This window comes from Aeoliella sp. (assembly GCF_965227375.1).
Taxonomy (GTDB): Bacteria; Planctomycetota; Planctomycetia; order Pirellulales; family Lacipirellulaceae; genus Aeoliella.
Genome location: NZ_CBDDFX010000002.1, coordinates 3,840,788 through 3,860,176 on the forward strand (window position 1 = coordinate 3,840,788; position 19,389 = coordinate 3,860,176).

Genomic DNA, 19,389 nt, shown 5'->3' on the forward strand with positions numbered 1-19,389 from the left:
ACAAGAGTAACGACCACGCGCCGGCCGTGACGTTCTCACTGGCGGACTTCCAACCCACGAAAGGTAGATACCATGGCGAAGGTTACTAAGCAGATCGTTGACGCTTCCAAAATCAACCTCCACACCCCGTTGCGACACGACAACGTGGACGACTATTTGCCGGTGCTGCGTTGGCAGTGGCGAAAGGCCGGTCATCTCATCGAGCACTGCAACGCGTTCGAAGATTGGGAACGTGGTTTTCTTCAGGACGCAAACCCAGACCGCGAGATCGTAATCTGGGTGCGGGCCATCTACTCCATCCTGGAGTACATGCACGTGAACCCGGGCGCGTCTGACAACGCCGTGTACATGTCCGCTCTGGATGCGATCAATGGCAATCCGAAGCCCCGCCACCCCGAATTGGTCGCGCAGCTAGTGCCGAGGATCGCGACCCCCCCCAACTGCTTGAAGGATCTTCGAAACTTCACCCCCGACGGTCACCTCAAGAGCGGCCCGAAGCATCTAAGGTAGCCAACACCCCGAGGACAAATTATGAATGCAGAGTTCAAGCAACACGTCGATAGTCACGCCATGGAGCCATTCACGGAGCTCACGGTTGAGCCGCACGGGTACTTCAGCGATCTGGCCGCGAGGCGAATCGTCCCCTATCTCGACGATCAGGACCACTCGGTTGATTGGCTGAATCACCTAGTGGGCCAATTGGAGCGATCGTGCGAGAGAACCACCGAAGCCTTGCAGATTATGAGCGAACTTTGGGAGCAACACCCCGAGTGTCGTCCGTTCATCGAGCGATTGGTCGCCGTCTTCGCCCTCGACATGGTGATGACCGGCGAGCAGGACGAAGACGAAACGCCCGATTGGTAACCCGCGACTTCGCGGCCGGCGGTTCTTCCAACCTGAAGGCAAGACCATGAAACCAATCACCATCAGCATCGAACCCGACGAACACGCCCGACTGAGACGCTTGGCAGCGCTGTCCGGATACACCAGCATCGAGAACCTGATCGACCGACTACTCGACCACGTCGACCAGGGCATCACCCGCCCCGGTGCGTGGGAGCGCGACTGGCTGGCGCAGATCGTCGGACCTGGTCCACTCGCCGCGTGCGACGAGCTCGTCAGCGACGCGGAGGCGAGCGCAAATCGATGAACGCGACTCTGAACACCTGCAGCAATCGGAGACGCTGAGAGAGCCCCTTACTGCGAAGGCATGAGGTCAAGCCAAACGGTTGTACGTTACAACCGTTTGCTTGATAACCTCTGCTAATCCTCAGAGATTCTTGCAAACGATTGGCCAGTCTGATACCTTTAGCAGCAGTAGTTAACCCGTATCGACTATAGGTGATGTTGGTCGTTTCTAAAGTGCTTGACATGCAAGAGGTCACAGATTCGAGTTCTGTCGTGCCCACTCTAGAATACTAGACTTTTCTTGGCTTGGTCCGAACGATTAAAACGTCACTTGCACGTTTTAATGCACGAAACGGATACCAAGCCATGCCACGACAGCCGAAGCCCTATCTTCGCAAACAGACCAACAGCTGGTACTGTTCCATTGGTGGACGCCAGATTTCCTTGGGTAAGGAACAGGAAGCAGCCTTCGAGAAGTTCTATGAACTTATGGGGGATAGGGAGCAGATCGCTAGCGAACTCTGCACACTCTACGAACTATCCCAGGCTTATTTGGACTGGTGCGAGTCGAACCGCAGCCCTGCCACTTACAATTTGCACCTTCACTATCTCAAGAGCTTCATCGGTGCCACCGGCCGCCGCATGCGACCATCACAACTCCGCGTTCACCATGTCGTCAAGTGGCATGAAGGGCTCGGTGTCGGATCCACGACTCAAGGAAACGCCGTCTCTATCGTACAGCGAATGTTGAATTGGGCTGTGGAGCAGGAGTACTTGAAGCGGAATCCTATCAAGGGGATGAGGAAGCCCAAACAGCTGCGCCGGGAAGTGTTCTATACGAGAGAGCAGTGGAAGGAGATACGCAAGCACGCCACGGGAGAATTTTGTGACCTGCTGGACTTTCTCTACCTGACGGGATGTCGTCCGCTGGAAGCACGCACTATCGAGGCTCGCCACCTGCACGATGATCTGGTAATTTTCCCCACGAACGAAGCGAAAGGAGAACGGGAAGCCAGGGTAATCTACCTAGTCCCACCGGCGAAAAGCATTCTGGATCGACTGGCTAAACAGCAGCCTGATGGCGTTTTGTTTCGCAATTCAAGAGGTCGTCCGTGGACGAAGGACGCGATCAAGTGTCGATTGACGCGGATCAGTAGCAAGGTAGGCTTCCGAGTCATCGCCTATGGAGCGAGGCACTCGTGGGCTACCCATGCCCTGTCAGAAGGAGGCGTGGATCCTATCTCGGTGGCCCATCTGATGGGTCATCGAGACACGACGATGGTTAGCCGAGTCTACTCACACCTCTCCAGAAACACACATTTTCTGCGGGAGCAAGCACGAAGAGCGGTGTCCCAAGCGCAGGATTTGGAAGCTGACACCTCCAACTCCTGACGCTAACCGAACAAAGTTAATAGGACATCCAAGTAGCGTCGTTTCATAGAGCGATAATTTCCTCTGCTACATTTGGCATTGGAGAGCTATGTCCATGTACATCTTTCGCAAACGGCGATTCTCCGACTCAAGTTGCTCGAGCTTGCTAGCAGCCATCCTCGTTGCGTCGAGATGACCAGCAATCTGGTTGTACGCGGCTTTGGCCTGGATGATGCCTGAGCCGGAGTGACGGTCCCAGCCCGGCGGACCGATGTCTTTGGCAGTAGATATCAGCAACCTTTTGGCCGCTTCTTGTGTGAGAGTGGGCCGCGCCTGCTTCAAAAGTGCCAGCACTCCTGCTACCGTTGCGCACGCCACCGACGTACCTGAGTCGCTACGAAAATATCCTTTGAAGTGGCTTATTCCGCAGAAATCGGGCTTGCGCTCGGCTAGGGCCGCAGGGCCCTGGCTGGAGTAGCCGATTAACTGCTCATCCTTGTTGACAGCCGCAACGGTCATCACACGGGGGTGACCATTGACCCCCCAAATGCTCTTACCGGGTCCAACGTCATCGCCACACAGCATAGCTGGGCAGCTCTGCCCGCCATTTCCCGCTGCAAAGACTACCAGTATCCCTTCGTCTAGAGCTTCGATAATCTTTTGTGTCAGTGGATGGCTTTCATCTCTCGCATAGATCTGATCGTGAGCCTCCTGGTAGATGCCCCATCCACAACACAGGATGTGTGGCGTTGCAGTAGCACGGTATTTCTCAATAGCCCACTGAATGCCGGCGATAACATCCGACATGTCTGCACCTTCGCTAGACCAGCTGCAAATGCGTATATCATAAAGCGATGCCCTCGGAGCGATGCCCAAGATGTCATGCGCCAACATGTTGCCGTGTCCCCGCCAGCTGGAGATTGTTCCCCAGTTCTCAAGAGGCCAACCATCGATGACCCGCGCTATCAGGCCAGGACAATCAGATTCTATTCGATTCTTAGCTAACAAACCTCCATCGACAATCCCCACAACGACACCATCACCATCGATGCCGTCTTGCCATATTTCGTTCGCCCCCAAGTACATGACAATGTCGGTGAGGCTTCCGTGTGGTTTGTTAGGTTGGCAATCGCAGGGGGGAATGGGGCATTCCGTGGGGGACTCACGATGCAAGGCGACAAGCCACTCAGGGCTTTGAGTTCGTGAAGTCGACCGACAATAGGGAAAGATCGCTAAGTCCATGGGGCACGAGTAATGGATGCGGGGCTGTTCAGGTTGACTAACTGCGGTACTTGAATGGGCCCATGAGCAGGAATAAGGCGCACTTGGTGCGCACGACAACATGAGATTGAAGAACGTCAGCAGATCGCGGAGGGCGATCTGCTGACGATTAGTGACTGGAACAGGGCCGACGACTACTTCGCCTCAACAACATATCCAAAATGGACTGGACCAGTTGCGTCACTTGGATCTTCGTCAATCCACACTTGATGGCCACCATAGACATCTGGCAGCTTTGTGATTACGAACAACCATTCATTTCCGTCGCGATCTATGGCCCAATACTTGATTGCTTTCGCATCCGACCCAAAGTAAATGAGCAAGACTGAGCGATGCCCTTTGTTGTGATAAAACCACCCCGCTTCGCCGTATAATCCGTGCAGATTGAATGCGGCGGAGTCATGACGATCTGTGGGATCTGAACCAACTCCTATCTCGGGCAGGAAGAGTCCATCCAAGAGTGCACCCTTCTCTTGAGAGGCTTTGATCGTTTCTTCAGCAGTTGCCTTCGATATTTGTGGTGCAGGCTGAGGCGTCCTTTCTTGGGCAGTTGCAGTACATGCGATGAGAGACGTCGCGATTACGAACAACAAAGCTTTCAATTGCATTTTTGTATCCTTTGGTTTACGAGAAGTATTGCAGATTCCGAATTCAGCAGATGGCGGTTTGTCCGGTAGCCTAGTCGGATGTGGCACCGTGATTCTTCGCATATTCCTTCACTTCAAGCTTGAATGGCGATGGGAAAGGCGAATTGACACAGCGACGATTGAAACAAGACTCTAAGACACTCGCATGGCATATACTCCTTTGATGTCAACGCGAACATATCTTTCGCCTGATGGTAACCTGCCACCATTGGGGAGATAGATCACGTGCAGTTTGGGAACAGAAAACACAGTTGGGTAGTCAGAGATCAATCGCGAAATGAAATCTGCGATCAGTAGCCACAGCTTCGATAGCAACTTGAATAGCAGGGCTGGCAATAAGAGTGGCATGGATAGTACGAATGATGCACACGCGGCTTATAGCACGGCCATGGACTAGGACTGGGTAGAGGGCACGGGCAGTCGTATTTCAGCATCAACTGATAGAACTTGAAGCCTGTGCCGGAAGTGCAGTCATAAAGGAACATGAAATGAATCTTGTACTGCGTGAAAGCCTGCTTGCTTATTGCAAAGCAGTAGGGAGTTCCGTAGGCAACGTAGTACCAATATGAGCTGTCTTCACCTGCAAACCGCATCTTTGTACTATGGCACTTCTTGCGAACCGTGAATTCACCTCGACCCCTGATGAGGCCAGCAAACGAGAATCCCCCGGTGTCGAGGTCCACTCCGAGTAATGTTCCCGTGCCAACAGCGCTTTGCAGGCAGAAGCATGGTAGGCAGTGAGTTGGAACACAATTCGGCCAAGGTTGCTGGCAGTACTTGGGATTGGGTACACCTAGGCCTTGACCCTGCGCTTCGGCAAAAAGCTGGCGAGGACTTTGTACCTTTAACTCGAACTGCTGATCGAGTCCGGTGGGGGGGTCTTGGGCAAAAGAGTGCTGGCTGCAGCAGATCGCTGCGGTGATCGCCAATATTAGTGCAGAACGTAGACAAGCCATGTTGATACCCTCCAATTCAATTTGGGTTAGCGTCCCCAGTCCTGGAACAGATGTCTTGCCAGGAGACCAGTGACGGAAAAATGACGTCCGTGACTGGACGTCTCTCAGGCTTAACCGTGCAGGCGGCGCTTTCCCCGACATCATCGACGAACAATACGCTACGTTTTTCGTAACAACGTTCGGAGACGGAAGCGGATATGGTTGCAGCACACCAAATAGGTGCTAAATTACGGTTCTTAGTCTTCTCGCTCACAATTACGCTTAGCGGTTTCTCGGGGGCCAGGTCTCAATGCCGAACGCACAGTCCGTCACGCAATGGATTGCATGCCTCAAGAACGGAGACGAACTCGCAGTTCAACGCTTGTGGGAGCGCTATGCCGTGCGTTTGGTCGAGCTCGCTCGGCAACGTATGAAAGATGCCCCAAAGCGGATCGCAGACGAGGAAGACGTGGCGGCAAGTGTGTTTCACAGCCTCTGTCGTGGGGCGGCGGCGGGAAGATTTGAGAATGTGAAGAACCGTGATGATCTCTGGTGGCTACTGCTGGCGATTACCAGGCAAAAGTCCGTGGACCACGTTCGCCGGGAAACGGCGCAAAAAAGAGGCGGCGGACGTATTCAACCAGAGTCGGCCGTGAAGGCGAAGTCCGACGATAGCAGAGGGTTTGCACTTGATCGACTTGTCGGCGAGGAGCCAACTCCCGAATTCGTCGTTATGCTCGCGGAAGAGCATGAACGGCTCCTTGGTGTGCTGCGTGATGACCAGTTGCGGCAGATTGCGGTGTGTCGAATTGAAGGATTTACCGTCCCCGAAATCGCGGAAGACCTGCAGGTAAGCACTCGTTCGATTGAACGAAAGCTGCAATTAATCCGCGGGGCGTGGAGTAAGGAACTGGAAACGTGAGCCACGAACCCAGGGATTTGACGCACGCAGATCAGATTGACTTGATTTGCGACCGTTTCGAAGAAGCGTGGCGCAATGGGGAGACTCCTCTCATCGAGGACTTTGTCAAGGAGTGCGACGAGCAGTGCCGAGAGGACTTGCTTATAGAGCTACTCTTAGTTGACCGGGAATTTCGTGTTCGAAGTGGGGAGTCAGCGCCGCGGGAGGAGTATCAACTGCGATTTCCAGAGTACGAGAGTATCATTGAGGATCTGGAATTCGCTACAATTGTTGAGCGATGCAGGACACGGCGTGGAGGTAGGACTCAACCCAATGCCGTTGCTGCCGGTGACAGAATCGCACAGTTTGAGCTCTTGGAGGTTCTCGGCGAGGGAGCATCCGGGACCGTATGGAAGGCTCATGACTTACGACTAAAGCGGATCGTCGCTATTAAGCTTCCGCGCCGTGAATTGTCTGTAGGAGAGGAACGAGAACGTTTTCGCCGGGAAAGCTTGGCGGCGGCTCAGCTGCAGCATCCGAACATTGTTACAGTATATGATGCATTTGCGGAAAGCGGCCACACGTTCATCGTTGCGGAGTTTGTCGCCGGAGTTGATTTGAAACAGTGGCTGACTGTTCACAGCCTGTCGGCGCACGAAGCAGCCAAGTTGGCATCTCAGCTAAGTGATGCCGTTCATCATGCGCATGAGCAGGGTATCATCCATCGCGACCTAAAACCCGCAAATGTGCTCATAGACGAGGATGGTAAGCCACACATTACCGATTTTGGTTTGGCGAAGTGGGTGTCAGATATTGTTGAGATGACCGTCGAAGGCAATATTCTGGGTACGCCGGCCTATATGGCTCCCGAGCAAGCCCGCGGTGATGTTAGCCTTATCGGCCGTCGAAGTGACGTTTACGGACTCGGCGCGCTTTTCTATGAATTGCTGACACGACAACCACCGTTTCAGGGTAACGTTGCCTCTATAGTGCATCAGGTAATCCACTGTGAGCCCCTACCTTTGCGAAAGATTGAGCCTCGAGTTCCCCGCGATTTGGAGACGATTTGCCTAAAGGCAATGAATAAGGATCCCGCTAGGCGATACTCTACCGCACAAGAAATGGCAATGGACCTGCGAAGGTATTTGCTGGGCGAGTCGATCCATGCGCGTCCAGCGAACATGTTTCAGGAAAGCTGGCGGTGGGTGAGTCGGCGAAAGGTATTGACAAGCATGGTTGCATCGGCCGTCGTAGCGGTGTCGTCATTGGCTGCGGTCAACGACTTGTCGCGAAGGAATCGCGAGTTGCTTGGACTGCGGACTGTAACCGTGTCTACCGATCCTCTAAATGCGAAGGTGGCGTTCATACCGCTGCATCCAGCAACTGGTGAACCGGTACAGACGGAGGTGACGTTTGCCTATCAAAAACGTGGAATGTCTCACCAGTTCAACCTGAAGCCGGGCGACTATTTGGTTGTTGCAGCTATGGGAGATGGTCGATTCCACGAAGTCTATCGACGTGTTCCGGAACCCACTGAGGGTCCAGTCCCTTCAACGAATTATGGATATTGGGAAGAGAAAGCTAGTGGGTACATCGAGGTTCGTCCGATTAAGATCCCGCCACTGGATGTAACGGAACACATGGTATATGTACCGGGTGACCCTAAGTTTGCAGTCGGGGGTTCCGAGGCAACACAGCATCTGATTCCCGTGCGACCTTTCTTTGTTGATCGGACAGAGTTTTCTAATGCAGATTACTGGAGTGCTAGTGAGATTCCTCCTGGCAAAAGACAAACACCTCCAGAATACGCCTGTATAGCGGACTTCGATGAGGCCACAACGTTCGCTGAAGACGCCGGAAAACGACTGCCGACGGAATTCGAGTATGAGTTCGTGACTACGGCCGGTGGCACTATTGCATCCGGCGATTGGCAGTCGTTGATCGAAGAGGAACTCCAATTTGGCAGTTGTAATGCAAGCACCTGGGACGCCATCGATACAGGCTATGGACAGACTGTTTGCAGGCTTCGCTCCAATGTTGCCGAGTGGACATCTTCCTGGCCTGCGAGCATGACAGGCAACTTGTCTGTTAACCAATTCCGGGTCGTGCGTGGCGGCAATCACAACACCATTGGTGGAGATCCTTCGGTGTCGGTGGGATCTCGCGACCCTCGCCAACGCATAATTGTGGTGCGCCAGACGAAAGAGTGCGGACTTGGGTTCCGGTGCTACCGCAGTGCCAAACCTATTCTTAGGTATGACCAGTTTGCTTGAATGAGCAACTGCCAATTCTATTGTGACGCATACACAACATGCGGCATTGAGTTGAGTTTGAATCGGTAGCAGTATTTCACTGCCGGATCTGTATCGATCGCCTCTCGAAAGTCGATGTTGACTACGTCCTGAATATCGTCGGCCAATGGTGGATCCCGCAATTCTACTCCTACGGCAATGAAATGAGCACTCGGGCCCGATTCTGCATTGGTAGGCGTCACGTAGACGTAGAATACTCTCGCGTAAAACTGGCTTTCACCCTGTCTCACCCTGATGATTTTGGGCTGTAACTCGGGAAGCGTAAAATCCACAGTGTTAACTTGATGACCGCTATTCGATGTGTACTCTTCCACTAGGTAATCCGATAGCTCAAAAGACTCATCAACCTGCGTTGGTAGTTCAGGGTGATTGGGCTTGGGGAATTGATCCCTCTGAATTAAGCGGACATTGGCGCATGGGGTACACACTTCTTGATCAGGTAAACCAACGTATACTACGTATACAAGATTAAAGACGTTGCATTCGCAGCAGTCAGGGTGGTCATGGGCAGCGTACAGGTACCATCCGCCGCCCAGATATGAAACTGGATACTGTGGAAATACACAGGGTTCTCGGCATTCACAAGAACCGTAGCATGGCAGACAAGAGCTTACAGCTGGACACCTCAGATCGGAGCTCGGCTGACAAGTCGAAACACATCGCCGGGGATAGCGGAATCGACACAACCTTCGCTCTCTCGCTGAAGTGCTTTCCAGTATAGATAAGCTAACGATCGAAGAAAGTATGATCAGCCCTACGATGCGAGCGTTTCTCGATTTCATCAGTAACTCCCGTGATTTTGAGATTCTCTTTCTGTCCGCGAAAGATTGCAGGAGGATTCACTTTGAATAGATTGCTGCGTATCCGGAGCCATCGTCACGCGTAGACATTCGCTTCAGAACCAGCATAGTCATGTTTTCATCAGCGAATACTACTGCACCGTCTGCGAGCAACATGTTAACACCTCGCGGATGTGGGGAGATCAGCGGGTTATTCGGTCCATTATCTGAATAGACCCCAAACGTATGATAGATCCTATGATTGATTGGGTGTCCGATGGTCGTGATATTCCAAGCCGGGAAACGGGAATGATAATCCGGGGGAGTGCCGACACCAGGAGTCCCCATAAGCCAACTTCGCTTGTACCCAGCATCGGTTCGATAGTCCAGGCCGTCCGTGCCGTACGAATAGTCAGATATCTCACTAGCCAGAAGAGTATTGGAGAGTCCATCAGTGATCGATCTCGACCTGATCGCTCGATTAATCGTAAGTACACCACCTGACCCGATGTGTCCATCTAGTTTGGGTATGCAACACTGGTTTACTCTGCCCTCGTCAAACTCCTCATCGGGTACGGCACCAGCGATTCCGACATAAGACGGCATCATGACGTGGAATTGACCTACTACTTCAAGCGGACTCCACGCAGCAGAAGGGCAAAAGAGACCGTCGACCTGAACACCGTCGATCGCATTTCCGTTGTTGGCATGCAGGAGTATTGAACCGCTCTGCACGCCGGTAAGCTCAATGTCATCAGCCAAACTGGAAAGTTCAAGGAACGGCAGCAGCCTGCTGAACCATGACACACCGTGTGTGCGATAGACCCCACCAGCCGCGCCGATTGGCAACTCTTGGTGCACGGCGTCGAAGTTGAGTACCCCGGTGCCGAGCATCCGCAGGTTGTTTTGGCATGCTGTGCGACGCGCTGTACCACGAACTGACCCCAAAGCAGGAAGCAATATTGCGAACAGAATCCCCAATACGGCTAATACCGCTAGCAGCTCTACCACCGTGAACCCGGACTCATTCGAAAGGCGTGTATCGGCTGTCTTGGCTAGGGACGCCGGGGACAATCCAATGCTAACGATGAGTAGAATCGTGAGGGTGGTAGTTCTGGGTTCGGGCACCTGTGAGGTAGCACCTCGAAAGGGTTCCGCTATACGGCCTAAACTGTTCCGCCACCGGACGTAGTCAGCGATCCCAACAACTCCATCGCGGTTACCGTCCGCCTCAAGTTCACATTGGGATCCAAAACTCTCTCTCCAAACTCGGTAGTCCATAGTGTCAACCATCCCGTCCCAGTTGTAATCTCCTGGAACTATGGCCAGAGGGACGACGGCGTCAATCAGGAAGACGAGGCCTAAGATTTCCTCGGGCTCACCCAACTCTCCAGAGTCACTGAGAACGCCCGTTCTGCTGAAAAGTTGTTCGAATTGGGGCGACGCTTGTAGCTGTGTACCGTCAAAAGCAGTCGGACTGCCACTAAAGCTAACATTGAGGACTCCCATTTCATTTGACTTGTCTATCATCAAAGATTGATGTGATTGTGGGATAAGCCCGCCGTCAAAACGAACAGCTATGGCATCTGTCATCCCGAAGATAGCGTCATCGACATTATCGAACATCGCTACGACGTAATCATCAGCGCGCACTGCAATCGCATTCTCAGCCTGGCGGAACGATATGGTGAATCCATTCGTAATCTGCTGGCGGTAACCGCAATCGTCGCATTCTGGAAACGAATGCGTTGCCGGACTGTCAACGTCATATATGAAGTGCCCTTCAACTGACGCTCCACTCGCGACGTTCATGCCAAAGGGAGCGGTCGGCGGCACCTGAAGGACCGTTCCAGTAAACCGAACACCTACCTCGATTGCGACTAGAGGTGTCGTGATCGACCCAAACAGCATGGCGAGATACAGGACTGTTGCAAGCCGGCGCATAGTGAAGTCCATTAGAAAGTGTGAAAGCACTATCGAAGGTCATTCGCTGGTTTAGCTCCGCGAGTGTGAATGTACCGTGTGCGGATAGAGTACGCCAGCCAAAATTCCGTCATTTCGAAGTAGTTTTGAGCAGTAGCCTCCACAATCTGTGACTGCGTGAGATCGCCGGCCCCTGACAACGACGACGTGATCGATTGGCAATGTCGTTCTCACGCCTCAGCCTCGGCGATCTTCACGCAGCCTTTACACCATCGCCGCGCAGCCTTCCAATAATAAACCGCAATTCCAGCCTGTTACCCGCCAGATGTTTCCGAAAAAACTTTGCAAAAGCCATACACAAGCCTGTTTGGGGCAGTGAAATCGCTTGTCGAAGATCAGCGGCAGCTAGTGTGTGGCGGCCTGGCGAGAGATGTACGATGTAGAAGGTCGATCTCGCCTGGATTAGGCAAACTTCTGGAGTCTCCTTAGGTAGCTGATTGGTCAAACGCTAATCCTGGACAAGGTAACTCCAGGATGAGTCTTTGGGGACGCTCCTAGAGTGAGAGTATTCGCCAGAGGCGAGCATGTTCGGGACGCCGAGGTCGGAGGTTCAAATCCTCTCAGCCCAACTCGATAATACTAGACCTTTCTAGGCTTGGCTCGAACGATTGAGACGTCAAATGCACGTTTCAATGCACGAAATGGAGCCCAAGCCATGCCACGGCAACCCAAGCCGTACCTCCACCAGCAAACCAAGAGCTGGTACTGCTCGTTCGGCGGACACCAGATATCGCTCGGCAAGGACAGCGATGCGGCCTTCGAGCAATTCTATGAATTGTTGGGCGATCGGGAAGAAGTGAAGAGCGAGATGAACTCGCTCTATGATGAATCGCAGGTGTACCTCGGTTGGTGTCAAGCACACCGGAAACCGGGTACGAATACTGGTTACGGATTCCCAATTCGCAACGCGAGCTGTTCGACATCGTCCCGGCGGAAAAAAACAGTAGTTTTTAACCGGACGACGGTACTCTGGAAGCTTATCGCCCAAGCTCGTATCGTGTTAGCTGAAACGCCAAGGAACCCTGCAGCTTCGTTTACGACTAGGAATTCGTCGGTCGTCATCAATCCTAACCTTGCGATGTGAAACAAGTCGAGCTCGGTGAAACTTAGGCAGTGTGGACCTAGCCGTCACTTTGGAGACTTGCACTATGCGGCCAAAGACGATGGGTCCTCGGAGTTGCGGAGGACGGTGAATAGCAAACGTCTGTTTTTCAGCGTTGTTACCGAATTGGGCTCTACCTTTTTCCCCAGAGTCTGTTGCTCTCCCCTCAGATATATGCACTATCTCCTACGTCGAACGGATGATCGCGTGCCATGGGTTCCAGGGACCCGCGTGATTCGGCCTCGGCTGCGATCAGCTATGGCGGCCACGGCCACAATTCTAGGCGGGCCTGGCAAGTCTGCAAACTTGGTGTCTGGCGGCGAAATCTATGATCGCGCCGCTGTCCTGACCGTCCCGGATTGAGAACAGGACCCAATGATTGTCGTGACTGCGCGTGGCGATTATTTTGGGGGCTATCGGGATGCCGCATCGCTGCACAATTGCGGCTGGTGGCCTTTAATTGAGGGCACATCCATGCCGCGGCATACTCGGAAAAGTTGATTCTTGCTTGAAAAGTTCGAGTTCATTGGCACGTGTGGGGCACTTTGTGATGACGCCACGTTTCTGGAATCATCTCAAACATTCCTAGGCTGTAACAGGAGCGGCGCAAAATGGCTAATACACCCCGTGAGTGGTACGTTTCAACCGATGGCGAGAATCGGCACGGTCCTCTGACGGATCAAGATTTGAAGCAGGCCATTCGGCAAGGCAAAATTACAAAAGACACGCTGGTCTGGACGCAGCAGCTTCCGGATTGGCGTGCCGCAGGGACGATCAAGGGGCTGATCCCGAAGGAAGAGGCTGCCCCTGCTACACGGACTGCGGTGCCGGTGAAGAATGAGACCGCAGTGGCTTCACTTCCGCCCATCCCACAGCCGTATAAGCTCAACCCCGGCCAGCCCCTTGGCACCGCGGAATGGGACGCGCCGGAATCAGTGGCACGCTACTACGCGTACAGGCACGGCACCTTCTGGCTGGGCCGAGCAGCCACGCGAGAGCTAGACGCCGCAGGCTATGTCGATGACCGGCATATCTGCCTAGTGGCGGGCAGTCGCTCTGGTAAGGGAACAACCACGATTATCAACAATCTTTGTCTGTGGCCAGGTTCGGTGGTTGTGGTTGATCCGAAAGGTGAAAACGCAACCATTACCGCCCCAGCTCGCGGGGGAGGATCAGAGTATTGCGAAGGCATGGGGCAGGAGGTCTTCGTGCTCGATCCGTTTTCGACTGCAAAGGTAGATGCTCAATACCGAAAGAGTTTCAATCCGCTGGATACCCTCGATCCGAATGATGAGGACGTGATCGACGAAGCCGCCGCAATCGCCGCGGCCCTGGTCGTTGGAGAGAACACGCAAGATCCGTTCTGGGAGAATGCAGCTCGGCGGCTGTTGCATGGCATCATACTCTACGTTCTCGTATCCCCGCGGCACAAAAATCGACGAAACATGCTGACCGTGCGGAAGCTCATTCTTCAGGGGGAGTGGGAGCTTGTTGAGATCGCCGAAAAGCAAAAGAAGGAGGGGAAGCGAAAAGACGTTCCTTCCGGTCATGACCTACTCTGGAGAGTCATGAAGGAAACCAAAGCCTTCGGCGGCGTTGTCTCAGGGATTGGAGGGCGGATGCAGTCGCAGTCGAAGGGGGCATCCAAGCAGTTCGAGGGGATTTTCGAGCACCTAAACGTGAACACGGCGTTTCTCGATAGCCCCGGTATGCGACGGTGTCTGGAGAAGTCTGATTTCGAGTTGTCCTCGCTGAAGTCCTCCACCAAGGGGGTTAGCTTGTATCTTTCCATTCCGCAGAGGCACATGAAGGAGCACTTTCGCTGGCTCCGCATGATGGTGACTTTGATCGCGAACGCGATGGAGAAAACGCCTGGCCAGCCTGCGACTGGTCACCGCGTCCTGATGTGCCTGGATGAGTTTGCAGGACTCAAGCGGATGGAATCCATCGAAGCCGCTGTAGCTCAGATTGCCGGGTTTGGTGTGAAGCTGTTCTTTGTTCTCCAGAGCTTAGAGCAATTGAAGTATGTGTACCAAGAGAATTGGGAGACGTTTCTGTCCAATGCCGGGCTGAAGGTCTTTTTCGGTATCGAGGACCACTTCACACGGGAGTATGTATCGAAACTGGTTGGCGAGACGGAGGTGAGTCGCGAGGTGCGAACCCAGAACGAATCGCGTGGCACCAACCGGACAGAGACTGATTCAACGGCGGCTTCCCACGCGGAGGGTACGTTCAGCAGCACATCAGAGAATCGAAGCCGGGGGCAACAGCGGAACAAGGGCAAGAGCCGCGTATTGAATCTTGGGCTTGGAAGAAACAAAGGGAAGAACAGAGAAGACGTTGGGATGTTTGAGCAGGAAACCGGCCGGCCGACCATTTCGGGGGGGGCTAACATGGGCATAGGGATGGCCTTCGGAGGCCAGTGGGGAAGCGGGGTGACGAATGCCCGCGGTACGGGATCGGCTCAAGGCACCAACACGACCGATACAACCACAACAACTCACTCACTGGCAACAGGAAGCAACGAGAGTTATGGCACGGGGTTGAACGAGACGTTACATCGACGGGCGCTAATTTGGCCTGATGAAATCGGTCGGTTGTTCGGGCGGATCGACGCTCCGGAGCACCCCAGTTATCCGGGCTATGCGTTGGTCTTGGTGGCTGGCCGCAATCCGTTTCCCGTGCGGCGAGTGAACTACTTTGAAGACCCTGTCTTCCGCCGCCGGTTCCATCCTCACCCGGACTACCCTTACGTGGAGCCTCCCACTGAGGAGGAGATGGCTTTGCGGGTTCCGAGCCAGCCGCCGAAGGACCTGCAATTTATACAGTCACCACCCTTAGAAGACCTGAGTTACCTCCTGCATACTCAAACAGCATGGGGAAAGACCTGCCGTGTGACAGTCGATGGAGAGCCTCTCACGACGCAACATGTTGGGCGAAAGGTTCGACAGGGCGATGTTAGCATCCAGTTGAATCACGACGCGATGCTGCACAAAGGGCTGCATAAAGGAAATAGCATGCCCCCGATCAAGAACTCGTATTCTGGAGTAATCTACTATGCGAATGATGAACTCGACCAGATCGAGTACGGAAACCATGACGAGGAAAGCGAGGCGTATTCTGCGGGTGAGCTAGTGCTCGCTGGACAAGCTATACTCGGAATTGAGATTGATCCAAGCGTCTACGAATCTGGTGGGAGCGACTTGGATGTGAACGAACAAGGTCTGCCATTCTGCAATCGGGAGTGGGTTGAGTTTTGTGAATCGATCAACCGCTACCGGAAGCGAGCTTTCTGGGTTCCTTTTGCGGTAACAGGTGGATTGGCCGTCGGGAGCTTTCTCCTGGCACCTACATTCGGATGGGCGTTTCTGGGTGTGCTGCTTGGAGGGGGAGGAGCATATGTTTGGTATAACGCTATGCGGGATTCGCCAGAATTGCGAGATCCTGTGTGTCCGTATGGTGTGAAGGACTGGGAATCCTTTGAGGACAACCCGTTCGACACCCCTTCCTATATCGGAGAGGAGAAGCGGCTCACCCGCCTCGCGGAGATAGAGCAAGAGAGAATGCAGTTGATAGAACGAAGTTGACTTCCACCTATATCCGGTTAGGATGGGGACGAACTTCAACTGAGAACCGTATGCCGTCAGTGCGTCGGATCAGCGGCGCCCGCGAGCATGGCATGGAACCTGAGGTGGTTTCTGAAGAGGGGCTGGGGGGTGACTACAACAGGTAGGTCGAGGACCAATGAAGCGGTTTCCATTGTTCTCAACGACCTCCTATTTGAATACATCGATGGCGTTCCGCCTCCCCCCATTTTCAAGGTGACTGACGAGACAATTGCGAATCTGGAATCCCTCAAGGGGGCAGTAGCTGTTCGTTTCGGCTGAAGGCGTCAATCGGCAGATCGATCCCGCCGACTTCAGTGGCTCATAGGTTAGTTGATGCTCAACGATCAGCTTCCCTCGGAGGGCACCAAGGCTATGCCAAGCTTCTTGGCGCGGCCCCTGGCGGAGAAGCCTTCGCGAATAACTTTGTCGATCTGCGGGTTATGGAAAGCGGGCTGAGACATCCGCACCGCCGTCTTGGATTCGACGCGGCGTCCCTTTTGGCGTCTGGCCTTCAGGAAGAGGTTGTTTTGACAGCTTCCCACCAAGACGGCTGCATTGTAGGCGTCGCATATGGAGCCAGCGAAGAGAAAGTAAAGATAGTCGTCAAAGGTGGCTCTCGACCTACCGTACCGTCGAACGAGGGCCCTAACCGAGGACTTTCCATTTTCTGAGAAGAACCGCTTGGCTCGCTTCATAGCGGCAATTTCAAAAGACGTTCGTCTCGACGCCCGCTCCATCAGGAGAAAGTCGTATTTTTCCCACAGGGCCTTGCGGAAGGTGATCTTCCGATAATTGCCATCGGGGAAATAGATGTTGCGCGTCTCGGCCTTCTTTGCCGTTTCACGCGTCGTTGAATCACCACCCCGAACGGGATTATGCACACCGCGAATCGTTACCATAGTGCCATGGTATCACAGCTTGAGCGGCGGATGCAAATTGTGCTTATCCCAATCCAGGTCCGCTTAGTCCAGGGTCATTACTCGGGCCAGAATCGTAGTCCTCGTCCAATACAGTTTCCTCCTCAGGGCTATGCTCTTCATTCCCTGTTCTCGCTTTCTCGAATTCTTCAGCCAAGCGGGAATTGTGTTGGTCGCGGGCCACGGCGTTGTAGATCTCTCCGTCTGGATGGGGCTCGGGGTCTATGCTCTCTTCTTCAACCATCGTGGTTTCGCCTTCAGTTTCATCCTCTGTGTCCTGCTCCTCATTGCTTTGCTCAAGGCTCTTATCGATCGCGGCCTCCTGCTCCGCGGACATCTCTTCTTGCTCAAGGCCTTTGTTCAAAGCGGCCTCGTCTTCTTCTGAGAGCCCCTCATCGTCCTCCAGCTCGTTGGAATTGTCCACTTCAAGAGAGGCTTGCTCTTGCCTCAGCTCATCATCAAGACTAGGGTCCAAGGCCGCATCTTCTTCCGGCGACATGGCCTCGTCAGAGCCGGGCGACTGTTGATCGGTACCCTGAGCTTGCTCTTGGGCCGCGGCAGCCTGGTTGAATTCAGGCGTGATATTCTCCGCCATGATAATCTGATTGGAGGTTGAAGGGCGTGAGCGAGAGGCGTCGCGTTTGCGGCCTTGATCGCAGGTCTTATCAGAATCCTGGCTGATTATACCACATCGCCGCCTTTTCAGCGTCTGAAAGAGTCATTCCCATTGGATACCCGTATCTTCCATCGGGTATGTGGGCATCTCGTGTCTCGGGTAGTGGCCTATGCGGTCCGCCACTCCTGGGCGACCAGGGCGTTGGCCGACGGCGGAGTCGATCCAATCTCTGTGGCTCACCTTATGGGGCAACGCGACACGAAGATGGTCAGCCGAGTCTACTCGCATCATTCCCAAAAGCCAGACTACTTGCGGCAACAGGCGGAACGGGCTGTCGCCACATCCGCTTCTTCCTGACTAAGCGTGAGGTAAGTAAATTGACTGCGAGACAAGGTTTTTTGCCTGCGGAAGAGATCATCGGAGTTCCTGACAGCAAAACCGAGAGCCTTGGTAGATCAAGAGGCCAACCACGCCGTCAGCGTACAGCGGTCTTGCCCAGCGGGAAGGGCGTGTTTCCTGAGTCTAATACAGCGTGGCTGGCTGACCGCTACTATACACAAGAATCCCTCTACCGAGGTACAGTGGCATCGCTATGACGGCGAGGATATATCCGTACATAATCTAGGCCACACCGGTCAAAGCTGTGCGAATGGAATTCAAGTCCTCCTCATTCAGGCGATCCCCTGGCATCGACAAACGCACCCGCCCTTGATCGTAACCTGTGAGGGCAATACCGTGCTGGTAAAATCGACTTCGTAGGCTTTCGGCCGGGAGCGAACGAATCCGTTCGCTACGGGACTGCAATAGCAGAATCCCGCATTGCAGCGGCTGACGGGGCATCTCTGAACTCCACCCCAACGATTCCGCCATCTCTGCAATTGCCCGGGCGTTTGCGAGTCGACTAGCGAACTGTCTTGCCTTGTCGGCAACCAGCATAGTGGCATCGCTCACGGCCCCCTGGCACGAAAACAGCCCGGCAAGGTTCACCGTTTCTTCGGGACAGCCAGATTCACTGGTATTGCCGCTATTCATGAATCGAAGCAGTGGATCGTCTAGATTTCCACAATCGAGGTTGTCTTGCAGCACAGTCTCGACCAAGTCTCGCGACCGCCGCTTTCCATAGAAAGCAAGCCCGAGAGGATGAAAACTGCCGAGCCACTTATGGGCACCGGCAAGATAGAGGTCGGCACAGTCCCCTTGTAGGTCCGAATCAACGTGGCAGAAGTCCTGTGCCCCGTCGACTACGACGAATCGTAGCTCAGCCGATTGTGCGATAGCTTGAACGATCTCTTGCACCGGCAGCCGGACTCCTAAATGACTCACGGCTGTGAGAAACAGGCCATCGCAATGATGCACAATATAGGCGGCACGAATCCTCTCAACAATCTCTTCTTGATCCAACTCACTTGTCGGCAATTCACGTTGGAGCTTGACCGTCGTACGTCGCCTGTTCATGCGGCGACTTTCGCCATCGAGGATCGTATGATAAGGTGGCCAGCCGAGGTCGGTGACCAGCACGTTTCGGCAAGGGCGGTACAGTAAGGTCGCCGCCATCTTCATCAGTTGTGCCGATCGCCCGGCGAGTAGGGCACGCGTACGCGTGGGAAGTGTCGTAAGGTTGCAGAGTTCCTGCTTGAGTGCTGTGACACCTTTCCAAGCCAGCAGGGCGGGAAATCGTTCAGCGAGTTCCGCAGGACATGCCTCTAGACCGTGCCACAAGAAATCGGTGAATAGAATCGATGCACCGACTTCGCCGACAAAGCGGGAGAAGTCACAGTGGACGTCTTGAGCACCGGGAGTCATTTTCCC

General features: G+C 54.0%; 14 protein-coding genes. 8 read left to right on the forward strand and 6 right to left on the reverse strand.

Going from position 1 to position 19,389, the window contains the following annotated elements; genetic code table 11:
• Nucleotides 1-72: 72 nt before the first annotated feature.
• The 4 genes from ACQK2L_RS28130 to ACQK2L_RS28145 all read left to right on the forward strand — a co-directional run bounded on the left by ACQK2L_RS28130 (nt 73) and on the right by ACQK2L_RS28145 (nt 2,520).
• Nucleotides 73-510: a hypothetical protein gene (locus tag ACQK2L_RS28130; RefSeq protein ID WP_425400375.1), complete on the forward strand. Its 438-nt coding sequence runs from the start codon at nt 73-75 to the stop codon at nt 508-510.
• A gap of 21 nt (nt 511-531) precedes the next feature.
• Nucleotides 532-864, forward strand: coding sequence for a hypothetical protein (locus tag ACQK2L_RS28135; protein WP_425400376.1), 333 nt, complete (start codon nt 532-534; stop codon nt 862-864).
• A gap of 46 nt (nt 865-910) precedes the next feature.
• The gene (locus ACQK2L_RS28140; RefSeq protein WP_425400377.1) at nt 911-1,150 is read left to right on the forward strand and encodes a hypothetical protein; all 240 of its coding nucleotides are present in this window, start codon (nt 911-913) and stop codon (nt 1,148-1,150) included.
• 344 nt (nt 1,151-1,494) lie between these two features.
• A complete protein-coding gene (locus ACQK2L_RS28145) occupies nt 1,495-2,520 on the forward strand; it encodes a tyrosine-type recombinase/integrase (protein WP_425400378.1) in 1,026 nt (341 codons plus the stop codon).
• A gap of 66 nt (nt 2,521-2,586) precedes the next feature.
• Here the strand turns inward: ACQK2L_RS28145 and ACQK2L_RS28150 are convergent, their stop codons facing one another.
• Both ACQK2L_RS28150 and ACQK2L_RS28155 read right to left on the reverse strand, forming a co-directional pair.
• On the reverse strand, nt 2,587-3,585 hold the full coding sequence (locus ACQK2L_RS28150) for a S8 family peptidase (RefSeq protein WP_425400379.1): 999 nt from the start codon (nt 3,583-3,585) through the stop codon (nt 2,587-2,589).
• A gap of 329 nt (nt 3,586-3,914) precedes the next feature.
• A complete protein-coding gene (locus tag ACQK2L_RS28155) occupies nt 3,915-4,388 on the reverse strand; it encodes a hypothetical protein (RefSeq protein ID WP_425400380.1) in 474 nt (157 codons plus the stop codon).
• A 1,284-nt stretch (nt 4,389-5,672) separates the two neighbouring features.
• Between ACQK2L_RS28155 and ACQK2L_RS28160 the strand changes: the two genes are divergently transcribed.
• Complete coding sequence (locus tag ACQK2L_RS28160) at nt 5,673-6,284, forward strand: ECF-type sigma factor (RefSeq protein ID WP_425400381.1); 612 nt, start codon at nt 5,673-5,675, stop codon at nt 6,282-6,284.
• The gene (locus tag ACQK2L_RS28165) at nt 6,281-8,536 is read left to right on the forward strand and encodes a protein kinase domain-containing protein (RefSeq protein ID WP_425400382.1); all 2,256 of its coding nucleotides are present in this window, start codon (nt 6,281-6,283) and stop codon (nt 8,534-8,536) included. Before ACQK2L_RS28160 ends, ACQK2L_RS28165 begins: the two co-directional genes overlap by 4 nt.
• Nucleotides 8,537-9,414: 878 nt before the next feature.
• Here the strand turns inward: ACQK2L_RS28165 and ACQK2L_RS28170 are convergent.
• Nucleotides 9,415-11,310: a DUF1559 domain-containing protein gene (locus tag ACQK2L_RS28170; protein ID WP_425400383.1), complete on the reverse strand. Its 1,896-nt coding sequence runs from the start codon at nt 11,308-11,310 to the stop codon at nt 9,415-9,417.
• 682 nt (nt 11,311-11,992) lie between these two features.
• On the opposite strand from ACQK2L_RS28170, the gene ACQK2L_RS28175 reads away from it, so the two are divergent.
• On the forward strand, nt 11,993-12,421 hold the full coding sequence (locus ACQK2L_RS28175; RefSeq protein WP_425400384.1) for a hypothetical protein: 429 nt from the start codon (nt 11,993-11,995) through the stop codon (nt 12,419-12,421).
• A gap of 629 nt (nt 12,422-13,050) precedes the next feature.
• A complete protein-coding gene (locus tag ACQK2L_RS28180) occupies nt 13,051-16,026 on the forward strand; it encodes a type IV secretory system conjugative DNA transfer family protein (protein ID WP_425400385.1) in 2,976 nt (991 codons plus the stop codon).
• Between the two features lie 365 nt (nt 16,027-16,391).
• Here the strand turns inward: ACQK2L_RS28180 and ACQK2L_RS28185 are convergent, their stop codons facing one another.
• From ACQK2L_RS28185 to ACQK2L_RS28195, 3 genes are all read right to left on the reverse strand, one after another.
• A complete protein-coding gene (locus ACQK2L_RS28185; RefSeq protein WP_425400386.1) occupies nt 16,392-16,946 on the reverse strand; it encodes a hypothetical protein in 555 nt (184 codons plus the stop codon).
• 43 nt (nt 16,947-16,989) lie between these two features.
• Nucleotides 16,990-17,559, reverse strand: a complete 570-nt coding sequence (locus ACQK2L_RS28190; RefSeq protein ID WP_425400387.1) for a hypothetical protein — start codon at nt 17,557-17,559, stop codon at nt 16,990-16,992.
• A gap of 642 nt (nt 17,560-18,201) precedes the next feature.
• Entirely contained in the window at nt 18,202-19,383 is a 1,182-nt protein-coding gene (locus ACQK2L_RS28195) for an aminotransferase class V-fold PLP-dependent enzyme (protein ID WP_425400388.1), read from the reverse strand.
• Nucleotides 19,384-19,389: the final 6 nt, after the last annotated feature.